Genomic DNA, 21,017 nt, shown 5'->3' with positions numbered 1-21,017 from the left:
ACCAGTTGATGACATCCTCGTTATTGCTTCGGATAGCACCCGGATGGCTCAATCCAACAACCTTGTGTCTTCGCAAACATTTGCTGGTAAGCAACATTAGGCCACCCTTGCGTTAAAATCATTAGAGAGCGCTTTGCGTAAATGGCTTGCCATTTCTTCTGCATTCGCAAATCGTTTGGCGGGATCTTTGTTTAGTGCTCTATTGGTAATTCGAACCGCACTAGCCGGCAAATCCGAACGTAACTCACGGACGCTTTTGTGTTTCTTGCTCATAATTTTTATCGTGAGTTCGGGCAACGAATCTGCCTTAAATGGAGTAGTGCCTGTAAGAAGTTGGTAAAAAGTTGCGCCCAAACTGAAGATATCAGCAGCACCGCTAACCTTAGCCCCCTTAAGCTGTTCTGGCGCCATGTAAACTGGACTACCCATCACTTGGCCGGTCTTCGTTTTAGATTCGTCAGACATCCGAGCGATGCCAAAATCCGACACTTTCACCTGATTGGTATCAGCGTTATATAAAAGGTTGGAAGGCTTGATATCACGATGGATGATCTGGTTTTGATGCGCATAGCTAAGCGCTTCCGCTACCTGCAATACGATGCTGTATACGGTAACAACTGGTAATAATTTATCTTGTCTGCAATGCGCATCAAGCGCAGCCCCGTCAACATAATCCATGGCGATATAAGCAAGCTCTCGCTCTTCACCGACATCATAAACCGTCACAATATTTGGATGGCTTAGTCTCCCAGCTGCCTTCGCCTCCCGACAAAAGCGCTCCCTGAGCTCTTGCAATTGATCCTGTGGAAACTGGCTATAAGGCAGTGTTTTAATCGCTACTTTTCTGGCGATTCTTGGATCTTCACCAAGATAGACTACTCCCATCGCGCCACGGCCAAGCTCCCTAATCATTTGATATCGCCCAAGCTTTGGAAGAATAATATTTCTTTCAACAACCTTAGTAGCGTCAAGAGGCACTAGAGTCCCATGGCTGGCGCTGTTGTTCAGTTTGGTTGCCGCTTTGATATCGGCTAAGCGTTGCGCAACGTCTTTAAAACCGCGGTGATTGTCATAGATAATTTGGTAGGCCTGTGCAGCCAACAGATGTAGACGCTTGTTCTGTTGATCACGGGCAAAGGAATACGCAAGCTCATAGGTATCGGCGCATGGTTTGCATTGCTTGAGGAGGCGCAGGGTTTTTTCACTGCTATCGGTATTCGAAATATCCCGTATATAGTCTAAAGACGTGTTGTGCAGTTGCTTTCGAATGTCCTGGATATTCATTTCGTGTTTTAACTGCAAGAGCATAATGAAGTAAGCACCAATCAAAAACTGACTAGCTGCACCCATTGGCATCCAAAGGTTAGCAAATCGAAGTAGCGCTACTTCGATGAACATAGTGCTGCACGCTATCCCAAACACAATTTTTAATGAGCGCTCTTCTGGAACCTTGGGTAAACCCCGAATCAACACAAGAACGATCAGCACCATGACAAACCGCTCGACGAGAGCAAATGCCATTGGGGTCAGCTCATCACGCGTATGATTAAAATGAAATGCATCGCCATTAAAAATGCTCGCTAACGACCCTGCGATATCATTGAGGCCCATCTGGTCGTAGACGTGACTTTTCTGAATCGCCTGTTCGTTTTTAAGCAACACAAGCTGATCTGAAGTTGCGACTGCTGCATACAATGAATCATCCAGTTGCTGAACCCACTGAGGCCGCTCTGGAACAAGCGCAAGAAAAACCGCTGCGATCAAAACCAGGGTATTCACCGAATACAACTCGTAGATCAAAGCAATAAGCTGTTTAAATTTAGATTTAACTGGCGTGTTACTCAAAGCATGCTCGCATAGAAGTGACTATTGCGCTCCGATCAGCAGTGCTGTGTTCGGAGTTCGCGTCTTTTCATCGTTTATGCTTTAACTTTAGATTGGCTTTAGAAGAGGTATTGCAAAGAAAGAGCCGCTACTTGTAACGGTTTGTTTGGCTGTGCGTTGGCGCACGTTAGTGATGCGCGTGACATCATACTCGCGCCCTTAACTTGCTGTGATCACCAAAAGTCCCAGCGCATAAAACAGCGCTGAGATGGATTTAGCGCGGATCCTTGGCTGTTTGAGTGCTTTTTGAGGGCCTTCTTCGACGCCTCGGCTTATTTTCTTGTGGTTTAACAGAAGAGTCGCCAGAGGTTTTCCAAACACTTTCATTATTATGACTTTTCTTGGCGCTCGCCTTGTCCGACCGAGGCCCGTCATGATGTTCATTTTTATTTGGATTTTTTTTCTTCGGTCTTTTTGGCTTCAGCGGTTTTGGTTTAGCAGGTGACGCGCCCAAACGCTCTTTGGGCTCAAACCCAGGCACGATCTCTCGCGGCAATACCTGCTGAATCAAACGCTCAATTCCCGTTAACTCCTTATACTCGGCTGCACAGACTAAAGAGACTGCTTTGCCTTCAGCGCCAGCTCTTCCGGTTCTCCCTATACGATGCACATAGTCTTCAGCGACATGCGGTAAATCAAAGTTAACGACTTGGGGAAGTTGGTCAATATCAATTCCTCGCGCGGCTATATCCGTGGCGACTAACACTTGTACATCGCCCTTTTTAAAATCTGCCAAAGCGCGTGTTCGCGCACCTTGACTCTTATTGCCATGGATAGGAGCCGACGTAATACCCGACTTAACTAACTGATGTGACAGCTTATTTGCACCGTGTTTTGTTCTGCAGAACACTAGCACCTGATACCACTTGTGCTCCTTGATGAGTTTTATAAGCAACGCAGATTTTTGACCTTTGTCGACGGGAACAATGAGCTGGTCAACTGTCTTGGCAGCGGTATTCTTTGGCGTGACAGAAATTTCGATAGGGTTGTTAATAAGCCCCTTCGCGAGATTTCGAATGTCCTCAGAGAACGTCGCCGAGAAGAGCAAATTTTGACGACGCTTAGGCAATAACGCGATGACTTTTTTAATGTCATTAATAAAGCCCATATCAAGCATACGATCTGCTTCATCAAGAACGAACACTTCAACCTGATCAAGCTTAACCGCATTTTTAGAGTGCAGATCCAGTAAACGCCCCGGCGTTGCAACTAGAATATCGACACCTTTGCGAAGCTTTTGCATTTGGGGGTTGATATTAACTCCACCAAACACGACAGCCGATCGCAAAGGGAGGTTTGACCCGTATGTCATCACGCTGTCACTCACTTGCGCTGCCAATTCCCGGGTTGGTGTTAAAACCAAAGCGCGAACATGATTCGCTCTTGGACCTTTTCCGCCAGACAGTTTTTCTAGCAATGGAAGGGTAAAACCTGCTGTTTTACCGGTACCCGTTTGCGCTGCCGCCATCACATCGTGACCGTTTAAAATGGCCGGTATTGCCTGTTCTTGTATCGGAGTCGGAGTGTCGTAGCCCTGCTTCGCAACAGCTTCAAGAATTCTTGTCGATAGACCTAGGGTATCAAAGCTCATTGGCGATCTCTTAGTTAGGTAAGCAAAGGTTCCGATTACAATTGAGGGAAATCGGAGGAGAGCAATTTCTGCGCAGTATATAGAGTGTTGGCGCGATACGGTACTTTTATCGATTAGAAACTCGTAGAAGCATTTGAGGAGAATTCATTGCGCTCTTCGATGACAGATTGTTTTTTTATGATCCATCTTCCCAGGTCGGGATAGGTAGATAAAAAGCTGCTAAAGCAGCTTTTTATCTCAAAACGTATTAATTATGAGCTAGGGATTAGCCCGCATAGCAACCCTGATTAGAATTTGGCTGAAACCCAAACCCAGGCCTTGTCAGTATCGACTTTGCCAAAAGCCGCATCTCCTGCCGAGTACATTGCATACTTCAAACCACCCGAATAGGTATCATTGAATTTCTTAGCGGCAAGCAGATCAACTTCCGTACCAAGATCATCAGAACCTCCATTGCTCACGTCGGCAGAAAAATCATGATAAATAGCAGCAAGCTTAATACCCGAGACCTTCGTTCCTACACTCACATACAAATCTTCAAGCCCCTGATCAGGCGTGCCTAGAAATTGGTCAGCCCAGCCATTGAACTTATGCAAGGTAGCCAAGGGTGTCGAGAAACCATAATTTCCCTCGTCTGAGCCCAGCGACTCGAAACCAAGCTTCGCGGTAATTCCACTAACAGATGCGCCAAGTTCAAGGGCCAGATAATCAGCGTCTAGATCAGCGGAACCTGCTTCAGATTTTTCCTGCGTGGCATATTCAGCGGCATATAGAATAGTCACATCCTCTGACGCAGGCTTTTTACCAGCAAACCTTAAACCATACGTATCGAGACTATTGTCGATGTTTTGGTCCACCTCTAATAGATATGCATAAGCACTAAGCTTACCCAAATCTGTCGAGTAGGCTAAGTTAAGCAAATGATCTTTAGAATCGATGTCCTTCTCTTCTCCAAAAATACGGTTTCGCTTCACCAAGTAAGCGTACTGACCTGTGAATTGATCTGTAAAACCTGCTTCCACTCTAAACGCATCAAAGGTTTGCCGATCTTGACGCCAGCCAACGTGGCCCACAAAGCGATGATTATCCAGTGTTAATACTTGGCGCCCAATCGTGGCGGTTGCAATACCGCGCTTGTACTTTAGAAACGCCTGATCGACTTCCGTCGTCTCGGGGTCTGCGATGACAGAATACACCCCTGCATTTTTGCCATTCGTATCGTTGTATTCATCGATTCCCAATACCTGTCGTGAGTCTTCAAACTCTAGCCCTGCAGACAAGCCCTCAACGCTCGCAGTTGTAAAGCCAAAACGCGTGCGCAATGTAAGTCCCTTGGCATCTTTAAGAGAGTTGTCTTGATCTACAGTCTCATAGCGTAGTCGGAAATCGCCGTATGCCTTCCCCCCGTCAACAGCTTCTTGAATGCTCTCTTTTAGAGAGGCATTCGCAACATTCATCGAAGCACCGCACATAATGGCAAGCGCGATACTTGTTGATCGAGCCAAGCTATTTGAATTAACACTCATCTTTAGATTCATAAAACTATCTCCAATAGTATTTTAACAACGAACATCTAAGCGGCCTGTCGCTCCATACCTTCAGGACCTCTTTCGCAACTTCTAGTAGTGGTGCGTTAAATCGATCAAAAGCGAAAAACTCCTAAGTGACTAAGCGATTGCTGATCGACTTTTTTGATGCAAAAAAAAACTCATTCCGCCCCCCGATATAAAATCAAGGAGTGAAATGAGCGTCTTTGCTGATATTTCTGCTATTCGGACAGTGAATTCACTACGCTGTAATTCCACTGTCTTAATCTTCAAATGCTATTAAGCACAAAGCAGACCAAAATTTTAAGACATTGAATTTAAAAGGATTTATTAAGTGAGGTGCGACGAGTTAGGCTGGCGTTATGCCTCATAGCGGAGCAACAAAACAAGTTCGCACAATTTACGAACACAGGAGTAAGTACGAACACAACCGGGGATTCAAAACATCAGTCCATATCGAAAACACGCATACGCAAGAACGGCTGTTCGATGCGGCTCAGTGCCACGAGAACAACAAATACAGAGAAAGTTTTATACCAGGCGCATTCGATGCTCGCGCTAAGTTCCTAATGCTTGAGCAGGAACATAGGAGTCATTATCTGGCCTATTCCACGTTGGTTACTTTTCGCAAACAGCCGGATATGTCGTTACAACGTATACCACCGTCATGTATTCCACCGTCATGCTACGCGGCATATAAAGAATGGACACCTCTTACCCTCCCAAATTCGCATAGGTAAGGTGCAGGTCTAACAAGTCCTTCGCGACCGCTAACGTCGTCGTCCGCTGCTATTCGACCGTGACAGATTTAGCTAGATTTCGTGGTTGGTCTACGTCCGTTCCCTTGATCAGAGCAACGTAGTAGCTCAATAATTGTAATGGGACGGAGTAGAGTATAGGTGCCACAAATTCATCGCAATGAGGTACATCCAAAACGCTCATCGTCGAATCACTTTCAAACTTGGCGGCTTTGTCAGCAAAAACATACATTAGACCGCCGCGAGCACGAACTTCTTCGACATTCGAATGAAGCTTTTCAAGCAATTCGTTACCTGGTGCGACTACGATAACCGGCATATCAGCGTCAATCAGCGCTAGTGGCCCATGCTTCAATTCACCTGCCGCATAGGCTTCCGCATGAATATAAGAGATTTCCTTTAGCTTGAGCGCCCCCTCCATCGCGATAGGGTATTGCTCTCCTCGGCCAAGGAAGAGACTGTGGTGTTTATCCGCAAAGTCCTCTGCTAGATCTTTGATGGACGAGCTCATATCTAATGCCTGCTCTACCTTAGCCGGCAAGGCAAGCAGAGAAGATACGATTCTATCTTCATCTTTTTTGCTCAATGTCTTGTGCTTTCCTATTGCCGCAACAAGCAACAGAAGACCGGCCAACTGAACGGTAAACGCTTTCGTGGATGCTACACCTATCTCAACACCGGCACGCATCATATAGGCAAGATCAGACTCTCTCACTAAAGAAGATCCGGGGACATTACAAATGGTCAGGCTCGCCTTATACCCTAACTCTTTTGCTAGTCGTAAAGCGGCTAACGTATCTGCAGTCTCTCCGGATTGAGAAATTGTGACGATCAATGAGTTTGGAAACACAACAGATTTTCGATAACGAAATTCAGAAGCAATCTCGACGTTGCAAGACACTCCGGTATATTGCTCAAACCAATAACGAGCAACCATACCGGCATGATAACTCGTGCCGCATGCGATAATTTGTACGTGATCAATACCGCTCAAAATGTTATCCGCATTCTCGCCAAATGCATCGCTAAGAACCTCGCCATTATCTACCCGACCGACAAGCGTGTTTTTTAAGGCAATAGGTTGTTCATGTATTTCTTTAAGCATGTAATGCTTGAATTGACCTTTGTCGCCTGCATCATGCGTAATGTCTGACTCGGTAACTGTTCGTTCTACGGGCTGGTTGGTATGGTCATATATCCTGACCTCGTGACGAGTAACTTCTGCAATATCCCCTTCTTCTAGAAAGGCAAATCGGTTGGTGACAGGTAAAAGAGCAAGCTGATCGGATGCAAGGAAGTTTTCGCCAATGCCATAGCCAATGACCAAAGGGCTGCCCGAACGCGCTGCAACAAGCCTATCGGGATCACTCGTCTCCATTGCAACTGCGCCATAAGCCCCATCAAGCTGTTGAATGGTCTTCTGAAAAGCGTCTAAGAGACTCTTACTTTGCTGGCGTTCGTGATGGAGGAGATGTGCAATGACTTCGGTATCTGTGTCGGAGGAAAAGGTGTACCCAAGGGTCTTCAGATGATCGCGAAGTTCAAGATAGTTTTCGATAATGCCGTTATGGACGACGGTAATTTCAGAAGAGGAGCTGTGAGGGTGTGCGTTAGCCTCGTTTGGTTCACCATGCGTAGCCCATCGTGTATGTGCAATGCCGATCCCTCCAAGGCAGGGCTCCGAAACCAACGCATCAGCTAGAGCTTGAACCTTCCCAACGCGGCGTACACGCTGGAACTCTCCGGTCTTCGAGAGCACTGCTAAACCTGCAGAGTCATAACCTCTATATTCTAGTCGACGTAAGCCTTCTATTAAAATATTTGCCACATCTCTCTGTGCAATCGCACCCACAATCCCACACATACTTTTCCCCTACTACAAATCGATCCGTGATCTTTAAATTACTTCTTAGTCAGCTTCTTCCAATTAGAGATATTCACCTGTTTTCCGCGGGCTACGGCTAATTGCTGCGCATCAACATCTTTTGTAACAACTGAGCCGGCGCCTACGGTCGCACCTTGTTTGACGACAATTGGAGCTACCAACGACGAATTGGAGCCTATGAAGACGTCATTCTCAAGTTTGGTTTGGTATTTATTTACACCATCATAGTTACAAGTGATCGTGCCCGCGCCAATATTAACGTCGTCGCCAATTTCAGCATCACCGATATAGCTCAGGTGATTCACTTTGGATCCACTACCGATGTTCGCCTTTTTGGTTTCAACAAAATTTCCGATTTTCGCATTCTCTGCAAGAGCAGTACCTGGTCTTAGCCGTGCAAAAGGTCCAATATTACAATGCCCGTCAACTTGGCTCTCTTCGATAACGCTGTGCGAGTTAACAGTCGTATTTTCGCCGATAGAACTATTGGTAATAATGCAATTTGGCCCAATGTAAACTCCATCAGCCAAGGTGACACGCCCAATAAAAACGCAATTTAAGTCGATTGTCACATCCTTGCCACACACGAGCTCGCCACGAATGTCGATACGATTCGGATCAAATAGACTCACCCCGTCGCGCAGTAAACGCTCACCGTACTGTGACTGGAACCAGCATTCCAGTTCACAAAGCTGCAGTCGATCATTAACACCTTGTACTTCTTCTGGCGATGAGGGTGAGCAGGACTCTACTTCTTTGCCATCACTCACTGCCAACGCAACGAGATCTGTTAAGTAATATTCGCCTTGTGCATTGTCTGAACTTAGTCGCGGTAACCACTGCTTTAAGTTGTCGGACGTCGCAGCCATAAAACCGGTATTGATTTCTTGAATAGCCAATTGTTCTTCGTTGGCGTCTTTTTGCTCGACGATTGCAACAAGTTCATCAGCGACATTGCGTACGATTCGACCATAACCAGTTGGGTCTTCAACATCCATGGTCAATAGAGCTAAGGTTTCTTGATCTGCGAGCCCGATCAACTCATTTAAAGAGTCATTGGCAATTAGAGGAACATCTCCATAGAGAACAAGGACTTTTGAGCCGTCATTTAAATGTGGCAGAACCTGCGCCACGGCGTGGCCCGTTCCTAGTTGCTCATGTTGTTCAACCCAATTTAGTGGGTACTCAAACTGTTGATAATGGGCACGTAATTGATCTGCACCGTGACCAATAACAACGTGAATTCTATCTGGATTCAGTGCAAGTGCGGTCTCTAATACGTGTGTGAGCATTGGTTTGCCAGCAAGTGTATGCAATACCTTAGGCTTATCAGACTTCATACGGGAGCCTTTACCCGCAGCTAAGACGATAATGTGAAAATCCATATCTCGTTCCAATTCTCTCGTTTTGTTTAATTGTAGTCGCAGAAGAGTACTAAGAAAGCCTCTTATCTACTGATTTACCAACAAAAAAGGCAGCCTTAAGCTGCCTTTAGATGATTGCGTTTGTAAGCTCAACGCCTACGCAATTGTTGAATCGCTCTCAGCCTTGCAGCCGCTTCTGCTAACTGTGCTGCAGCACGAGAATAATCCATCTCGCCGCTTTGATTAGCAAATTCACGCTCGGCTTCCGCTTTCGCTTCAAGAGCCGCCGCTTCATCCAGATCATCAGCACGCTGCGCTGTATCAGAAAGTATGGTCACGACATTTGGCTGTACTTCGAGATAGCCACCTGTCACATAAAATACTTCTTCTTCACCGCCTTGCTTAACAATACGAACTGGGCCCGGCTTTAAACTAGTCATTAGTGGCGCGTGGCCTGGGGCAATACCTAAATCACCCAACTCACCAACAGCAACTACTAGCTCAACAAGACCTGAGTAGATTTGCTTTTCAGCACTAACAATATCGCAATGGACGCTAATACCCATATATTCTCTCCGGTAGAGACTGGTGAAGCGTAAGGCTTCAACCAGTCACTCAGATTACATGTTCTTGGCTTTTTCTACCGCTTCTTCGATTGAACCAACCATATAGAACGCTTGCTCTGGAAGGTCATCGTACTCGCCGCCCAAAATACCTTGGAAACCACGAATCGTCTCGGCTAGAGACACGTACTTACCAGGAGAACCTGTGAAGACTTCCGCTACGTGGAATGGCTGAGACAAGAAACGCTCGATCTTACGTGCACGAGCAACCGTCTGCTTATCTTCTTCAGATAACTCGTCCATACCAAGAATCGCGATAATATCTTTCAATTCTGCATAACGCTGAAGAACTGTCTGAACACCACGTGCTACGTCGTAATGTTCCTGACCAATTACTAATGGGTCAAGCTGACGTGATGTAGAATCAAGTGGATCGATTGCAGGGTAGATACCCTTTGATGCAATGTCACGGCTCAATACGACAGTCGCATCAAGGTGCGAGAATGTCGTTGCTGGTGAAGGGTCAGTCAAGTCATCTGCCGGTACGTATACCGCCTGAATTGACGTGATCGAACCCGTCTTCGTAGACGTGATGCGCTCTTGAAGTACACCCATCTCTTCTGCGAGTGTAGGCTGGTAACCTACCGCTGAAGGCATACGACCAAGTAGGGCCGATACCTCTGTACCCGCTAGCGTGTAACGATAGATGTTGTCTACGAACAGTAGTACATCTTTACCTTCATCACGGAACTTCTCAGCCATAGTCAGACCGGTCAGAGCAACACGAAGTCTGTTTCCTGGCGGCTCGTTCATCTGTCCGTAAACCATTGCTACCTTGGATTCCGTAGGGTTCTCCAAGTTAACAACGCCTGCTTCCTGCATCTCGTGGTAGAAATCGTTACCTTCTCGAGTACGCTCGCCAACACCTGCAAATACAGAAAGTCCTGAGTGCTTCAAAGCTATGTTGTTGATAAGCTCCATCATGTTTACGGTTTTACCAACACCGGCACCACCGAACAGACCGACTTTACCACCTTTCGCAAATGGGCAGACCAAGTCGATTACCTTGATGCCTGTTTCGAGAAGCTCAGCACTTGCTGCCTGCTCAGCGTAGGTTGGTGCTTTACGGTGGATAGGCATACGCTCTTGCTCACCGATTTCACCGCGCTCGTCGATTGGACGTCCAAGAACGTCCATGATACGACCTAGCGTTTCCGTACCAACCGGTACAGAAATAGGTGCGCCTGAATTAGCTACTTGAAGGCCACGTTTAAGACCTTCGGTGCTTCCCATTGCGATGGTACGAACAATACCATCACCTAATTGCTGTTGAACTTCCAAAGTGGTTTCGCCACCATCGACAGTCAACGCATCATAAACATTAGGTACGGAATCGCGCGCGAACTCGACGTCAATAACCGCCCCAATAATTTGTACGATACTTCCGCTACTCATGTTCGGTTCCTCGTTAAATATAAATTCTTCATCAATCTCTTAATTCGCTGTGCGCTAAACTGCAGCTGCACCGCTCACAATCTCTGAAATTTCTTGTGTGATTGCAGCTTGCCGTGCCTTGTTGTAAACAAGTTGTAGATCATTAATGATCTCGCCCGCATTGTCTGTTGCGGCTTTCATCGCAATCATTCGAGCGGCTTGTTCACATGCTGCATTTTCCACAACGCCTTGATACACCTGAGATTCGACATAACGAGTCAACAAACCATCAAGCAAATCTTTCGCGTCTGGTTCGTATATGTAGTCCCAATGATGTTGAAGCTCCTGTTCTTCTGAAGCTTCTAGAGGAAGTAGTTGATGTACTCCCGGTTCTTGCGTCATGGTCGTGACGAACTTGTTGTAAACAACATACAGTCGATCAATCTCGCCTTTATCAAACGCATCTAGCATCACCTTCACAGAACCAATCAGCTCATGTGCTGAAGGCTCATCGCCAAGATGACTCAATGCAGCGACGACATTGCCACCGTAGTTCTTAAAAAATGAGATAGCCTTGGAACCGATGGCACAAACATCCACCGAGACCTCTTTAGCATCCCATTCTTTCATGTCGGCCAGTGCACGTTTGAACAAGTTAACGTTCAAACCACCACACAAACCGCGGTCTGTTGATACAACAATATAGCCGACACGTTTTACATCACGATCTTGCAAATATAAGTGATTATATTCTGGATTCGCATTTGCCAAATGACTAACCACAGAGCGGATCTTATCTGCATATGGTTTACCCTGGCTCATACGCTCTTGCGCTTTACGCATCTTACTCGCTGCTACCATTTGCATAGCGCTCGTAATCTTTTGCGTGCTTTTAACGCTTGAGATCTGATTTCGTATTTCTTTACCAACGGCCATTGTTAGTTGCCTTTAAAGTCTCGTTTAAAAAAACTCGATTAAAGGGGCGAACCCCTTTAATTACCAAGTTTGGGTAGACTTAAATGTCTCCAATGCACTCTTGATACCGCTAGCGATATCATCGTTGTAGTCGCCCTTTTCGTTGATCTTAGCCATAAGATCCGCTTGCTCCGCATTCATGTAAGAAAGCATTGCCGCTTCGAAATCAACCACTTTATTCACTGGAACATCGTCAAGGAAACCTTCATTGGCTGCGTATAAAACTACACCCATCTCAGCAACACTTTGTGGAGCGTACTGCTTCTGTTTCATTAACTCTGTAACACGCTGACCATGCTCAAGCTGCTTACGAGTCGCCTCATCAAGATCCGAAGCGAACTGAGCAAATGCTGCAAGTTCACGATACTGAGCAAGCGCTAGACGCACACTACCACCAAGCTTTTTGATGATCTTAGTCTGAGCTGCACCGCCTACACGAGATACAGAAATACCTGCGTTCATCGCTGGACGAACACCGGCGTTAAACAGGTTTGTTTCCAAGAAGATCTGACCATCGGTAATCGAAATTACGTTTGTCGGAACGAACGCTGAAACGTCACCACCTTGTGTCTCGATGATCGGGAGAGCGGTCAAAGAACCTGTCTGGCCTTTAACAGCACCATTAGTAAACTGTTCTACGTACTCTTCGCTAACGCGAGACGCTCGCTCAAGAAGGCGCGAGTGCAAGTAGAATACGTCACCAGGATATGCTTCTCGGCCCGGTGGACGACGAAGAAGCAATGAAATCTGACGGTACGCCCAAGCTTGCTTAGTCAAATCATCAAAAACGATCAATGCGTCTTGCCCATTGTCACGGAAGAATTCACCCATTGTTGTGCCAGCATAGGGTGCAAGAAACAACATTGCTGCTGGATCCGCTGCACCAGCAGCTACGATGATGGTGTGATCCATTGCACCATGTTCTTCAAGCTTGCGCACAACAGCCGCAATCGATGACTGCTTTTGACCAACTGCGACATAGATACACTTAACGCCTGTACCTTTCTGGTTAATGATCGCATCAATAGCGATTGCAGTTTTACCAGTCTGACGGTCACCGATGATCAACTCACGCTGACCACGACCGATTGGTACCATGGAGTCAATCGCTTTCAAACCAGTTTGCACTGGCTGATCAACCGACTTACGCGCGATTACACCTGGAGCAACCTTTTCAATTGGCGCAGTAAGATCTGACTCAATCGGACCTTTACCATCAATTGGGTTACCCAAACCGTCTACAACACGACCAAGAAGGGCGTCACCGATTGGTACCTCAAGGATACGACCAGTACAACGAACCTTTTGACCTTCAGCCAGACCGTTGTACTCACCAAGTACAACAACACCAACTGAGTCACGCTCAAGGTTAAGCGCCATACCGTAGACGCCGTTTTCAAATTCAACCATCTCACCGTACATCACTTCGGCAAGACCGTGAACCAATACGATACCGTCAGAAACACTGACGATAGTGCCCTCATTTCGGGCCTCAGAAGAGATATCGAGCTGCTCGATACGCTTCTTAATAATTTCGCTGATTTCAGCTGGGTTTAGCTGTTGCATGCTTTAATTCCTCAAATCTGAATCCGCTACCTAAGCACTAACTGCTTCTGCTAGTTTGGCTAACTTGCCTTTCACAGACGCATCAATTACCAAATCGTTTGCGCGAATAATAGCGCCTCCCATCAACGAGTCGTTTACTGTTGATGTCACATTCACTTTACGATCTAGCTTTTGACTCAATGCTTGTGCCAGCTTCTCTTGTTGTTCACTACCCAAGTCGAATGCACTTTCTACAATAACGTCAACCGAATGCTCTAGTTGCGCTTTCAAAGCCTCAAACAACGATGCAATATCTGGCAACAAACCAATTCGGTTATTCTCAGATAGTACATGAACAAGGTTTTGACCCTGTTCATTCAGTTGATCGCCACACACATCACAAAATGCGTCGGCTTTTGCTTTACTTGTCAGTGCTGGGTGATCGAGAACAACAACCATATTCTCGTCCTTAGCAATTGCAGAAGCATAAGCAAGCATGCTTGACCAAAGATCAAACGCACTAGTTGCTTTTGCAGCTTCAAATGAAGCTTTCGCGTAAGGTCGGGCAATCGTGATTGACTCTGCCATCATCCACTCTCAATAGTTAAATTTCAGAGGCAAGCTGGTCTAGTAACTTGCTGTGCTTACTTGCATCAATTTCCGAACCAAGAATTTTTTCCGCCCCAGCAAGTGCAATTGCTGATACTTCTGCGCGAAGTTCTTCTCGCACACGGTTTTTCTCTTGCTCGATCTCAGCTTGAGCAGCTGTGAGAAGACGATCGCCTTCTTTTTTAGCGTTCTCTTTCGCCTCATCTACGATTTGGCTCGCACGCTTGTTTGCTTGCTCAATGAGTTCAGCTGCTTGCACTTTCGCGTCTTTAAGTTCTTCACCTGCTTTTTTCTGTGCAAGTTCAAGATCTTTAGAAGCACGATCTGCGGCTGCTAAACCATCGGAAATTTTCTTCTCTCGCTCTTGCATGGCTGCCATGATTGGCGGCCATACATATTTCATGCAGAACAACACGAAAACAGCGAAGAAGATTATTTGTCCTATAAGTGTGTAATTGATATTCACACCAATAACCTCGCTATGTTGCCGGTTTACTTAATCGGAATTACTAAATCGGTATCGATTAAGCACCAACACCTGGAGCAACTACGAAGATCAAGTACATTGCGATACCAACACCGATGATTGGGATTGCGTCGATCAAACCAGCAAGCAAGAACATTTTACCTTGCAACATTGGACCAAGCTCTGGTTGACGTGCTGTACCTTCAAGCAAACGGCCTCCAAGAAGACCCATACCTACCGCTGCACCAAGTGCACCCAAACCAAGCATGATTGCTGCTGCAATGATTACTAGTTCCATTTTTTTCTCCTATCGTTTCAATTTAAAAGTGAAGTTTTAAAAAGTCTCTGTTAGTGGTCTTCGTGAGCCATGCTCAAGTAAACCACCGTTAGTACCATAAAAATAAACGCCTGTAAGGTGATAACCAAGATGTGGAATATCGCCCAGCCTAGCTGTAACAACCCACCAAACAAACCAAAGAATAAACCTGCGCTGTACATCACGGCGATCAAGATAAAGATCATTTCGCCAGCATACATGTTACCGAACAGTCGAAGCCCAAGTGAGAACGGCTTGGCCAACAGACCAACCAACTCCATGAACAGGTTCACTGGGATAAACATCCAGTGATTAAATGGGTGCATTGTCAATTCCTTCACAAAGCCACCCACTCCTTTGATCTTGATTGAGTAGTACAGCATCAAGATAAAGACTGCTAATGCCATACCGAGCGTGATGTTCGGATCGGTCGAAGGCACAATTTTCTGGTATTCAACGCCAAGTGCCATCATGATTTCGGGCACAACGTCTACAGGAATAAGATCCATCAGGTTCATCAGAAAAACCCAAACGAAGATCGTCAATGCTAGGGGCGCTACGATCGGGTTACGTCCGTGAAACATGTCTTTCACATTATTGTCGATAAATTCAACGATAATCTCGACAAAATTCTGGAGACGACCTGGTACACCTGAAGTGACAGATTTGGCTACGAGACGGAATAACAAGCAGAAAATAAGACCTAGTCCGAAAGACCATGCCAAACTGTCTACATGAAACGCATTAAAACCCATCGCTGCAGCTTCCGCTGAACCGTGAGCCATTGTCCATGTATCTGCTTCTAGAACCGAACCGTCGTAACGTTCAAAACCAGCGGGCAACTTACCATAGGTTAAATTGGTTAAGTGGTGCTGGATATACTCGGTAGTTGTTGGGTTTTCACCTGCCATAGTTAAGGGCCTACACTTACTTTTTAAGAAACTGTTCGTGGTTTTACTTGGCCAATAGCATTGGCGCAATACCATTTATGATGACAAGAACAATAAAGCTCATCATCAATGCAAATATATCCGCTTCTTGATAGAAGCTAAAAACCAGTGCAAACCCCGCCGCTACTAGCAGCAGTTTAGAACTTTCTGCACTGTAAAAACTTTGGACTGTTTTTACGGCTGCTCTCGCACCCATGTAGCGAAATGATTTGTAAGCAAAATACTGCTGANGAGCGATAAAAATACAAGCACCCAATACCGCAGAAATTGCCGCTACATTTCCTTTAGTCAGCCAGAAAATGACGGTTAATAGGCCGGCTGACAAACATTGTATCCCGAATATTAGGAGTAGGGGTGGTTTGCTAATTTAAACACTCCTGGTTAGCGCTAAAAAATATGTCGCTAACTCGTCCAAAATAGTTCGGTTACGCACTATATTAAGGCGCGGCAATTGTAGGGCAAATGCATAACCCATTCAACACTAGAGTCTGCTTATTTATTGGTCAATCGTAAAAAATACCACTTTTAGGATTAGTTTTAGCTTTGTCGCGCAAACACTTGTTCTTATTACTTGATATGCGACAAAATTCCGTCAAGCTCGTCAAGAGAGTTATAACTAATTACTAGCCTGCCCTTGCCACGAGAACCCTGACTGATTTCGATGCGTGCACCTAGCTTTTCAGATAGCTCTTCTTCTAGTTGCTTTACATTGGGATCTTTTGCGGGAGAAGCCTTTCTTTTGGGTTGAGGGCTTTCCAATAACTTTCGAACGAACGCCTCTGTCTGCCGAACTGACATTGACTTAGAGTTGACCTGATTTGCTGCTGCCAATTGATCCTCACTGGGTAAACCAAGCAACGCTCGACCATGTCCCATTTCTAGATCACCATGTTCCAGCATCAGTTTTACATCATCATGCAAGTTCATCAATCGAAGCAGGTTGGTCACAGTAGAGCGTGACTTACCGATTGCTTCTGCAACTTCACCTTGTGTCAGCTCAAATTCATCCTGAAGTCTTTGAAGCGCAAATGCCTCTTCCATTGCATTGAGATTTTCTCGTTGAATGTTCTCGATCAAGGCCATTGCAACAGCCGCTTCATCAGGAACATCACGCACGATTGCAGGCACGCGATCAAGTTGTGCTAACTGAGATGCGCGCCATCGACGCTCACCGGCAATAATTTCATACTTACTTTCTGAAATTGGGCGCACAACGATTGGCTGCATAATACCTTGTTGACGAATAGACTCAGCAAGCTCTTCTAACGCCTGTTGATCCATGTCGCGGCGCGGTTGATATTTACCGCGCTGAATCAACTCGACAGGGATTTCGCGCAGATATTTTTCGTCTGCTTCTGAATGCTTTAAGGGCTCTATATTTGATCCCTTTAACAAGGCACCTAACCCTTTCTCTCCGATAACGCGCTTTCTAGCCAATGTGGTTCCTTATTAAACTGCTACCAATTCGGGTTTATTGGATCTTTTAGTACGACGGACGATTTCACCAGCTAGTGCAAGATAAGCTAAAGCTCCTCTTGAAGACTTATCATAATACAAAGCAGGCATGCCATGACTTGGCGCTTCTGCTAGGCGAACATTTCGAGGAATGGCCACTTTAAATACCTGATCACCGAAGTATTCTTCCAGCTCTTCTGAAACGTCCTTCGTTAAGCTATTGCGCGGATCATACATCGTACGAAGGATTCCAGAGATCTGCAGAGCTGGATTGATTGTTTCTCTGATCTGTTCAATCGTACTCATTAAAGCAGCAAGGCCTTCCAACGCATAGTACTCGCACTGCATCGGAATGATGACGCCGTCACTCGCGGATAATGCATTGACAGTGAGCATGTTAAGCGAGGGTGGACAATCAATCACGATAAAATCGTAGTGAGCACGCACTTCGTTCAAACCAAGCCGCAACCTGTGCTCCCTGCCAATCTCATTTAAAAGTTCGACCTCAGCAGCAACAAGATCCCCGTTAGCAGGTAAAACATCAAAATGGCCATGCTTGGCGCGAACTGCGATATCTTCAAATGAAGCTTTCTTAGTAAGAAGATCATAAACAGTGAGATCGAGCTCGTTCTTCATTATTCCGCAACCCATTGTTGCGTTGCCTTGCGGATCAAGATCAATCATCAAGATTTTGCGTTTAGTCGCAGCAAGAGAGGCTGCAAGATTGACACTTGTAGTTGTCTTGCCGACCCCACCTTTTTGATTGGTAACTGCGAATATCTGTGCCACTGGAGGTACCCTATAAACTGGTATAAATCAGCTGTGTGCACACAGCCGAACTATGAAACTGATTCTATAATAATTAAATGTCGCGCGGCTTCACAACTAGGAACGTTGAGTTTAATAATTTCTTTATACATATAACCCGGTCCAAGTGTGTCGGCTTCATTTTGTGCTTCACTGCCTTTCATAGCAAGAAGCTTTCCATTTTCTGTCAAACATGGTCCACAAAGCGCGGCAAAGTTATCTGCTGCGGTGAACGCCCGCGAAATGATCAGTGGAAACGTTCTAACGCCGACAATATTTTCAATACGAGTATGAAGCACTTCTACATTCTTTAACCCCAGCGCTATCAAGGCCTGAGTCAGAAAACGGGTCTTTTTAATATTACTATCAACAAGCGTAAATTGCTTTTCAGGATAGAGTAATGCCAAAGGAATACCTGGAAGTCCAGGACCTGTACCTACATCCATCACAGTATCCGCATCTATAAACGGTACAACACTCAAAGAGTCAATAATATGGCGATCCAACATATCGCTTGGATCTCTAACTGCGGTTAAGTTGTATGTACTGTTCCAGCGAGCAAGTAATTCAATATAGGTCACGAGCTGTTCTGCTTGAGTAGAACTAAGTAGAACGCCTAATTCGGTCGCTGCAGTTAAAAGTCGTTGTGTAAAAGCTTCCGAGTCGATGTTAACTTTCATGGGCTAGACTTTCGTCGTTTGATTTTTCGGTTGGCGCATTTCAGCCTTTTTCATGTAAACCAAAACTAGGGAAACCGCTGCTGGCGTTACGCCCGGAATACGTGACGCCTGTGCAATAGTCTCTGGACGCTGCAATAGCAATTTCTGCTTAACTTCGTTGGACAAACCTGATACTTGCTCATAATCGAACATATCCGGAATCCGCGTATTCTCATTCTTACGAAGCTTTTCGATTTCATCTTGTTGTCGCGTTATATAGCCAGCGTATTTAGTTTGAACTTCAAGCTGCTCAGCCACATCTTCTCGAATATCAATATTAGAGTTAAGCTCCACGAGATCACGGAAATTAACCTCTGGACGACGAAGTAGTTCTTCGAGCGTGTACTCGCGAGAAAGTGGACTCTTCAAACGCTCATTCAGCTTACTTGCTGCGTCAGTATTCGGATGAACCCATGTTTTCTGTAGGCGTTCACGCTCTACTTCGATCGCCTGAAGCTTTTCTTGGTGGAATGCCCAGCGAACATCACCGACCACACCCAACTTACGACCAATTTCGGTTAATCGAATATCTGCGTTGTCTTCACGCAGCAATAGCCGATACTCTGCACGACTGGTAAACATGCGGTAGGGCTCTGATGTACCGAGAGTAATAAGATCATCAACCAACACGCCAATATAAGCTTCGTCTCGACGCGGATACCATTCTGACTCTCCCCTAGCTCTACGCGCTGCATTTAAACCCGCCAGCAATCCTTGAGCACCGGCCTCTTCATATCCTGTAGTTCCATTGATTTGGCCAGCAAAGTAGAGCCCATTAACATAACGTGTCTCTAAGGTATGCTTTAAATCTTGAGGATTGAAGTAATCATACTCAATGGCATAGCCTGGGCGCGTAATGTGTGCGTTTTCAAAGCCGACCATGGACCTGATCGCTTGAATCTGAATATCAAAGGGTAAGCTTGTAGAGATACCGTTAGGGTACAGCTCGTGCGTTGATAAGCCTTCCGGCTCCACGAAAATCTGATGTGAATCTTTATCAGAAAAACGATTAATTTTATCTTCAATCGAGGGACAGTATCGCGGTCCAGTTCCTTCAATAACACCAGTGAACATTGGGGAACGAGAAAAACCTGATCGAATAATATCGTGTGTCCGCTCGTTGGTATGCGTAATGAAACACGAGATCTGCTGAGGGTGTTCCGATACTTTACCCATATACGACATAACTGGAGTCGGCGTATCGCCTGGCTGTTCCTGCATCACACTGAAATTAACACTACGTGCATCAATACGCGGAGGAGTGCCCGTTTTTAAACGCCCAACTCGAAAAGGAAGTTCCCTTAAACGGTTTGCCAATGCAATTGAAGGCGGGTCACCCGCTCTTCCGCCGCTATGATTTTCAAGCCCAATGTGGATAACGCCACCTAAAAAGGTTCCTGTTGTCAGGACGACTGAGTGAGCTCGAAATATGATCCCCATATTCGTTACAACACCTTTGACAGTGTTATTTTCGACAACCAAGTCATCAGCTGACTGCTGGAAAATCTCCAAATCATCCTGATTTTCCAATATGGTTCGTATCGCAGCTTTATACAATGCTCTATCTGCTTGAGCGCGGGTTGCTCGAACTGCAGGTCCCTTTCGGCTATTCAGCACCCTAAACTGTATACCAGCTAAGTCTGTTGCTTTCGCCATCGCACCGTCTAAGGCATCTATTTCTTTGACTAAATGACTTTTTCCTATCCCACCAATTGCCGGGTTGCAGGACATCTGACCAAGTGTCTCGATGTTATGAGTCAAAAGTAGCGTCTGGGCACCCGTTCTTGCTGCCGCAAGCGCGGCCTCAGTTCCAGCGTGACCGCCGCCAATGACAATAACATCGTAATGCTTGGGATATTCCACAAAAACCTCTACAGGAAAAGGATCTAAAAAATGGCGCGCAATTATAATCTCTATGGCGTCCTTGTACAGTAAATACGTACAAAAATCATACAGTTTATTTTGCTTACTCGGTTAAGAAAACAGAATGCTCTCCTAAACAACGATATTACGCAGGTTTAGGCTACTTATCCAAAGAGTTATCCACAGATTAACCGAGAATTTTAGACAAGAATATAACGTAACCTATTGATTTAATTGGTTTATAAAAATAATCTATTAAATTCTGGACGAAAATTTATTAAGTTAT

Annotated in this window: 18 protein-coding genes; all 18 read right to left on the bottom strand. The window is 45.6% G+C overall.

Translation table 11 applies throughout. From position 1 onward, the window contains the following. Positions 1-96: 96 nt before the first annotated feature. A complete protein-coding gene (locus A3750_RS13060; protein WP_068453216.1) occupies positions 97-1,845 on the bottom strand; it encodes a serine/threonine-protein kinase in 1,749 nt (582 codons plus the stop codon). 253 nt (positions 1,846-2,098) lie between these two features. Next, positions 2,099-3,475: a DEAD/DEAH box helicase gene (locus A3750_RS13055; protein WP_082863071.1), complete on the bottom strand. Its 1,377-nt coding sequence runs from the start codon at positions 3,473-3,475 to the stop codon at positions 2,099-2,101. Positions 3,476-3,762: 287 nt separating this feature from the next. Then, a complete protein-coding gene (locus A3750_RS13050) occupies positions 3,763-5,013 on the bottom strand; it encodes an alginate export family protein (RefSeq protein ID WP_197466195.1) in 1,251 nt (416 codons plus the stop codon). Positions 5,014-5,811: 798 nt separating this feature from the next. Beyond that, entirely contained in the window at positions 5,812-7,644 is a 1,833-nt protein-coding gene (gene glmS, locus A3750_RS13045) for a glutamine--fructose-6-phosphate transaminase (isomerizing) (protein WP_068453218.1), read from the bottom strand. Between the two features lie 38 nt (positions 7,645-7,682). After that, positions 7,683-9,050, bottom strand: coding sequence for a bifunctional UDP-N-acetylglucosamine diphosphorylase/glucosamine-1-phosphate N-acetyltransferase GlmU (gene glmU, locus A3750_RS13040; RefSeq protein ID WP_068453220.1), 1,368 nt, complete (start codon positions 9,048-9,050; stop codon positions 7,683-7,685). Between the two features lie 128 nt (positions 9,051-9,178). Further along, a complete protein-coding gene (locus A3750_RS13035; protein ID WP_068457597.1) occupies positions 9,179-9,595 on the bottom strand; it encodes a F0F1 ATP synthase subunit epsilon in 417 nt (138 codons plus the stop codon). A gap of 54 nt (positions 9,596-9,649) precedes the next feature. Then, positions 9,650-11,047, bottom strand: coding sequence for a F0F1 ATP synthase subunit beta (gene atpD, locus A3750_RS13030; RefSeq protein WP_068490740.1), 1,398 nt, complete (start codon positions 11,045-11,047; stop codon positions 9,650-9,652). Positions 11,048-11,101: 54 nt separating this feature from the next. After that, positions 11,102-11,962, bottom strand: a complete 861-nt coding sequence (gene atpG / locus A3750_RS13025) for a F0F1 ATP synthase subunit gamma (RefSeq protein WP_068453653.1) — start codon at positions 11,960-11,962, stop codon at positions 11,102-11,104. A gap of 60 nt (positions 11,963-12,022) precedes the next feature. Continuing rightward, positions 12,023-13,567 (bottom strand): F0F1 ATP synthase subunit alpha, encoded by a 1,545-nt coding sequence (atpA, locus tag A3750_RS13020; RefSeq protein WP_068453652.1) that lies wholly within the window; start codon positions 13,565-13,567, stop codon positions 12,023-12,025. A gap of 30 nt (positions 13,568-13,597) precedes the next feature. Next, positions 13,598-14,134 carry a F0F1 ATP synthase subunit delta gene (locus A3750_RS13015; RefSeq protein ID WP_068453650.1) on the bottom strand — a complete coding sequence of 179 codons (537 nt, stop codon included), beginning with the start codon at positions 14,132-14,134 and terminating at the stop codon, positions 13,598-13,600. A gap of 16 nt (positions 14,135-14,150) precedes the next feature. Further along, a complete protein-coding gene (locus A3750_RS13010) occupies positions 14,151-14,621 on the bottom strand; it encodes a F0F1 ATP synthase subunit B (protein WP_068453648.1) in 471 nt (156 codons plus the stop codon). A 58-nt stretch (positions 14,622-14,679) separates the two neighbouring features. Next, a complete protein-coding gene (atpE, locus tag A3750_RS13005) occupies positions 14,680-14,919 on the bottom strand; it encodes a F0F1 ATP synthase subunit C (RefSeq protein ID WP_068453646.1) in 240 nt (79 codons plus the stop codon). A 50-nt stretch (positions 14,920-14,969) separates the two neighbouring features. After that, positions 14,970-15,848 carry a F0F1 ATP synthase subunit A gene (gene atpB / locus A3750_RS13000; protein WP_068465977.1) on the bottom strand — a complete coding sequence of 293 codons (879 nt, stop codon included), beginning with the start codon at positions 15,846-15,848 and terminating at the stop codon, positions 14,970-14,972. A 43-nt stretch (positions 15,849-15,891) separates the two neighbouring features. Next, positions 15,892-16,221: an ATP synthase subunit I gene (locus tag A3750_RS12995; RefSeq protein ID WP_255374880.1), complete on the bottom strand. Its 330-nt coding sequence runs from the start codon at positions 16,219-16,221 to the stop codon at positions 15,892-15,894. Between the two features lie 233 nt (positions 16,222-16,454). After that, positions 16,455-17,324, bottom strand: a complete 870-nt coding sequence (locus tag A3750_RS12990) for a ParB/RepB/Spo0J family partition protein (protein ID WP_068457523.1) — start codon at positions 17,322-17,324, stop codon at positions 16,455-16,457. A gap of 12 nt (positions 17,325-17,336) precedes the next feature. Further along, a complete protein-coding gene (locus tag A3750_RS12985; protein WP_068457509.1) occupies positions 17,337-18,131 on the bottom strand; it encodes a ParA family protein in 795 nt (264 codons plus the stop codon). A gap of 50 nt (positions 18,132-18,181) precedes the next feature. Next, positions 18,182-18,829 carry a 16S rRNA (guanine(527)-N(7))-methyltransferase RsmG gene (gene rsmG / locus A3750_RS12980; protein ID WP_082863214.1) on the bottom strand — a complete coding sequence of 216 codons (648 nt, stop codon included), beginning with the start codon at positions 18,827-18,829 and terminating at the stop codon, positions 18,182-18,184. 3 nt (positions 18,830-18,832) lie between these two features. Beyond that, a complete protein-coding gene (gene mnmG, locus A3750_RS12975) occupies positions 18,833-20,731 on the bottom strand; it encodes a tRNA uridine-5-carboxymethylaminomethyl(34) synthesis enzyme MnmG (protein WP_068456195.1) in 1,899 nt (632 codons plus the stop codon). Positions 20,732-21,017: the final 286 nt, after the last annotated feature.

The sequence above is a fragment of the Oleiphilus sp. HI0079 genome, from assembly GCF_001635105.1.
Note: the sequence above shows the minus strand (reverse complement) of the source record. Positions and strands in the feature narration are given on the sequence as shown.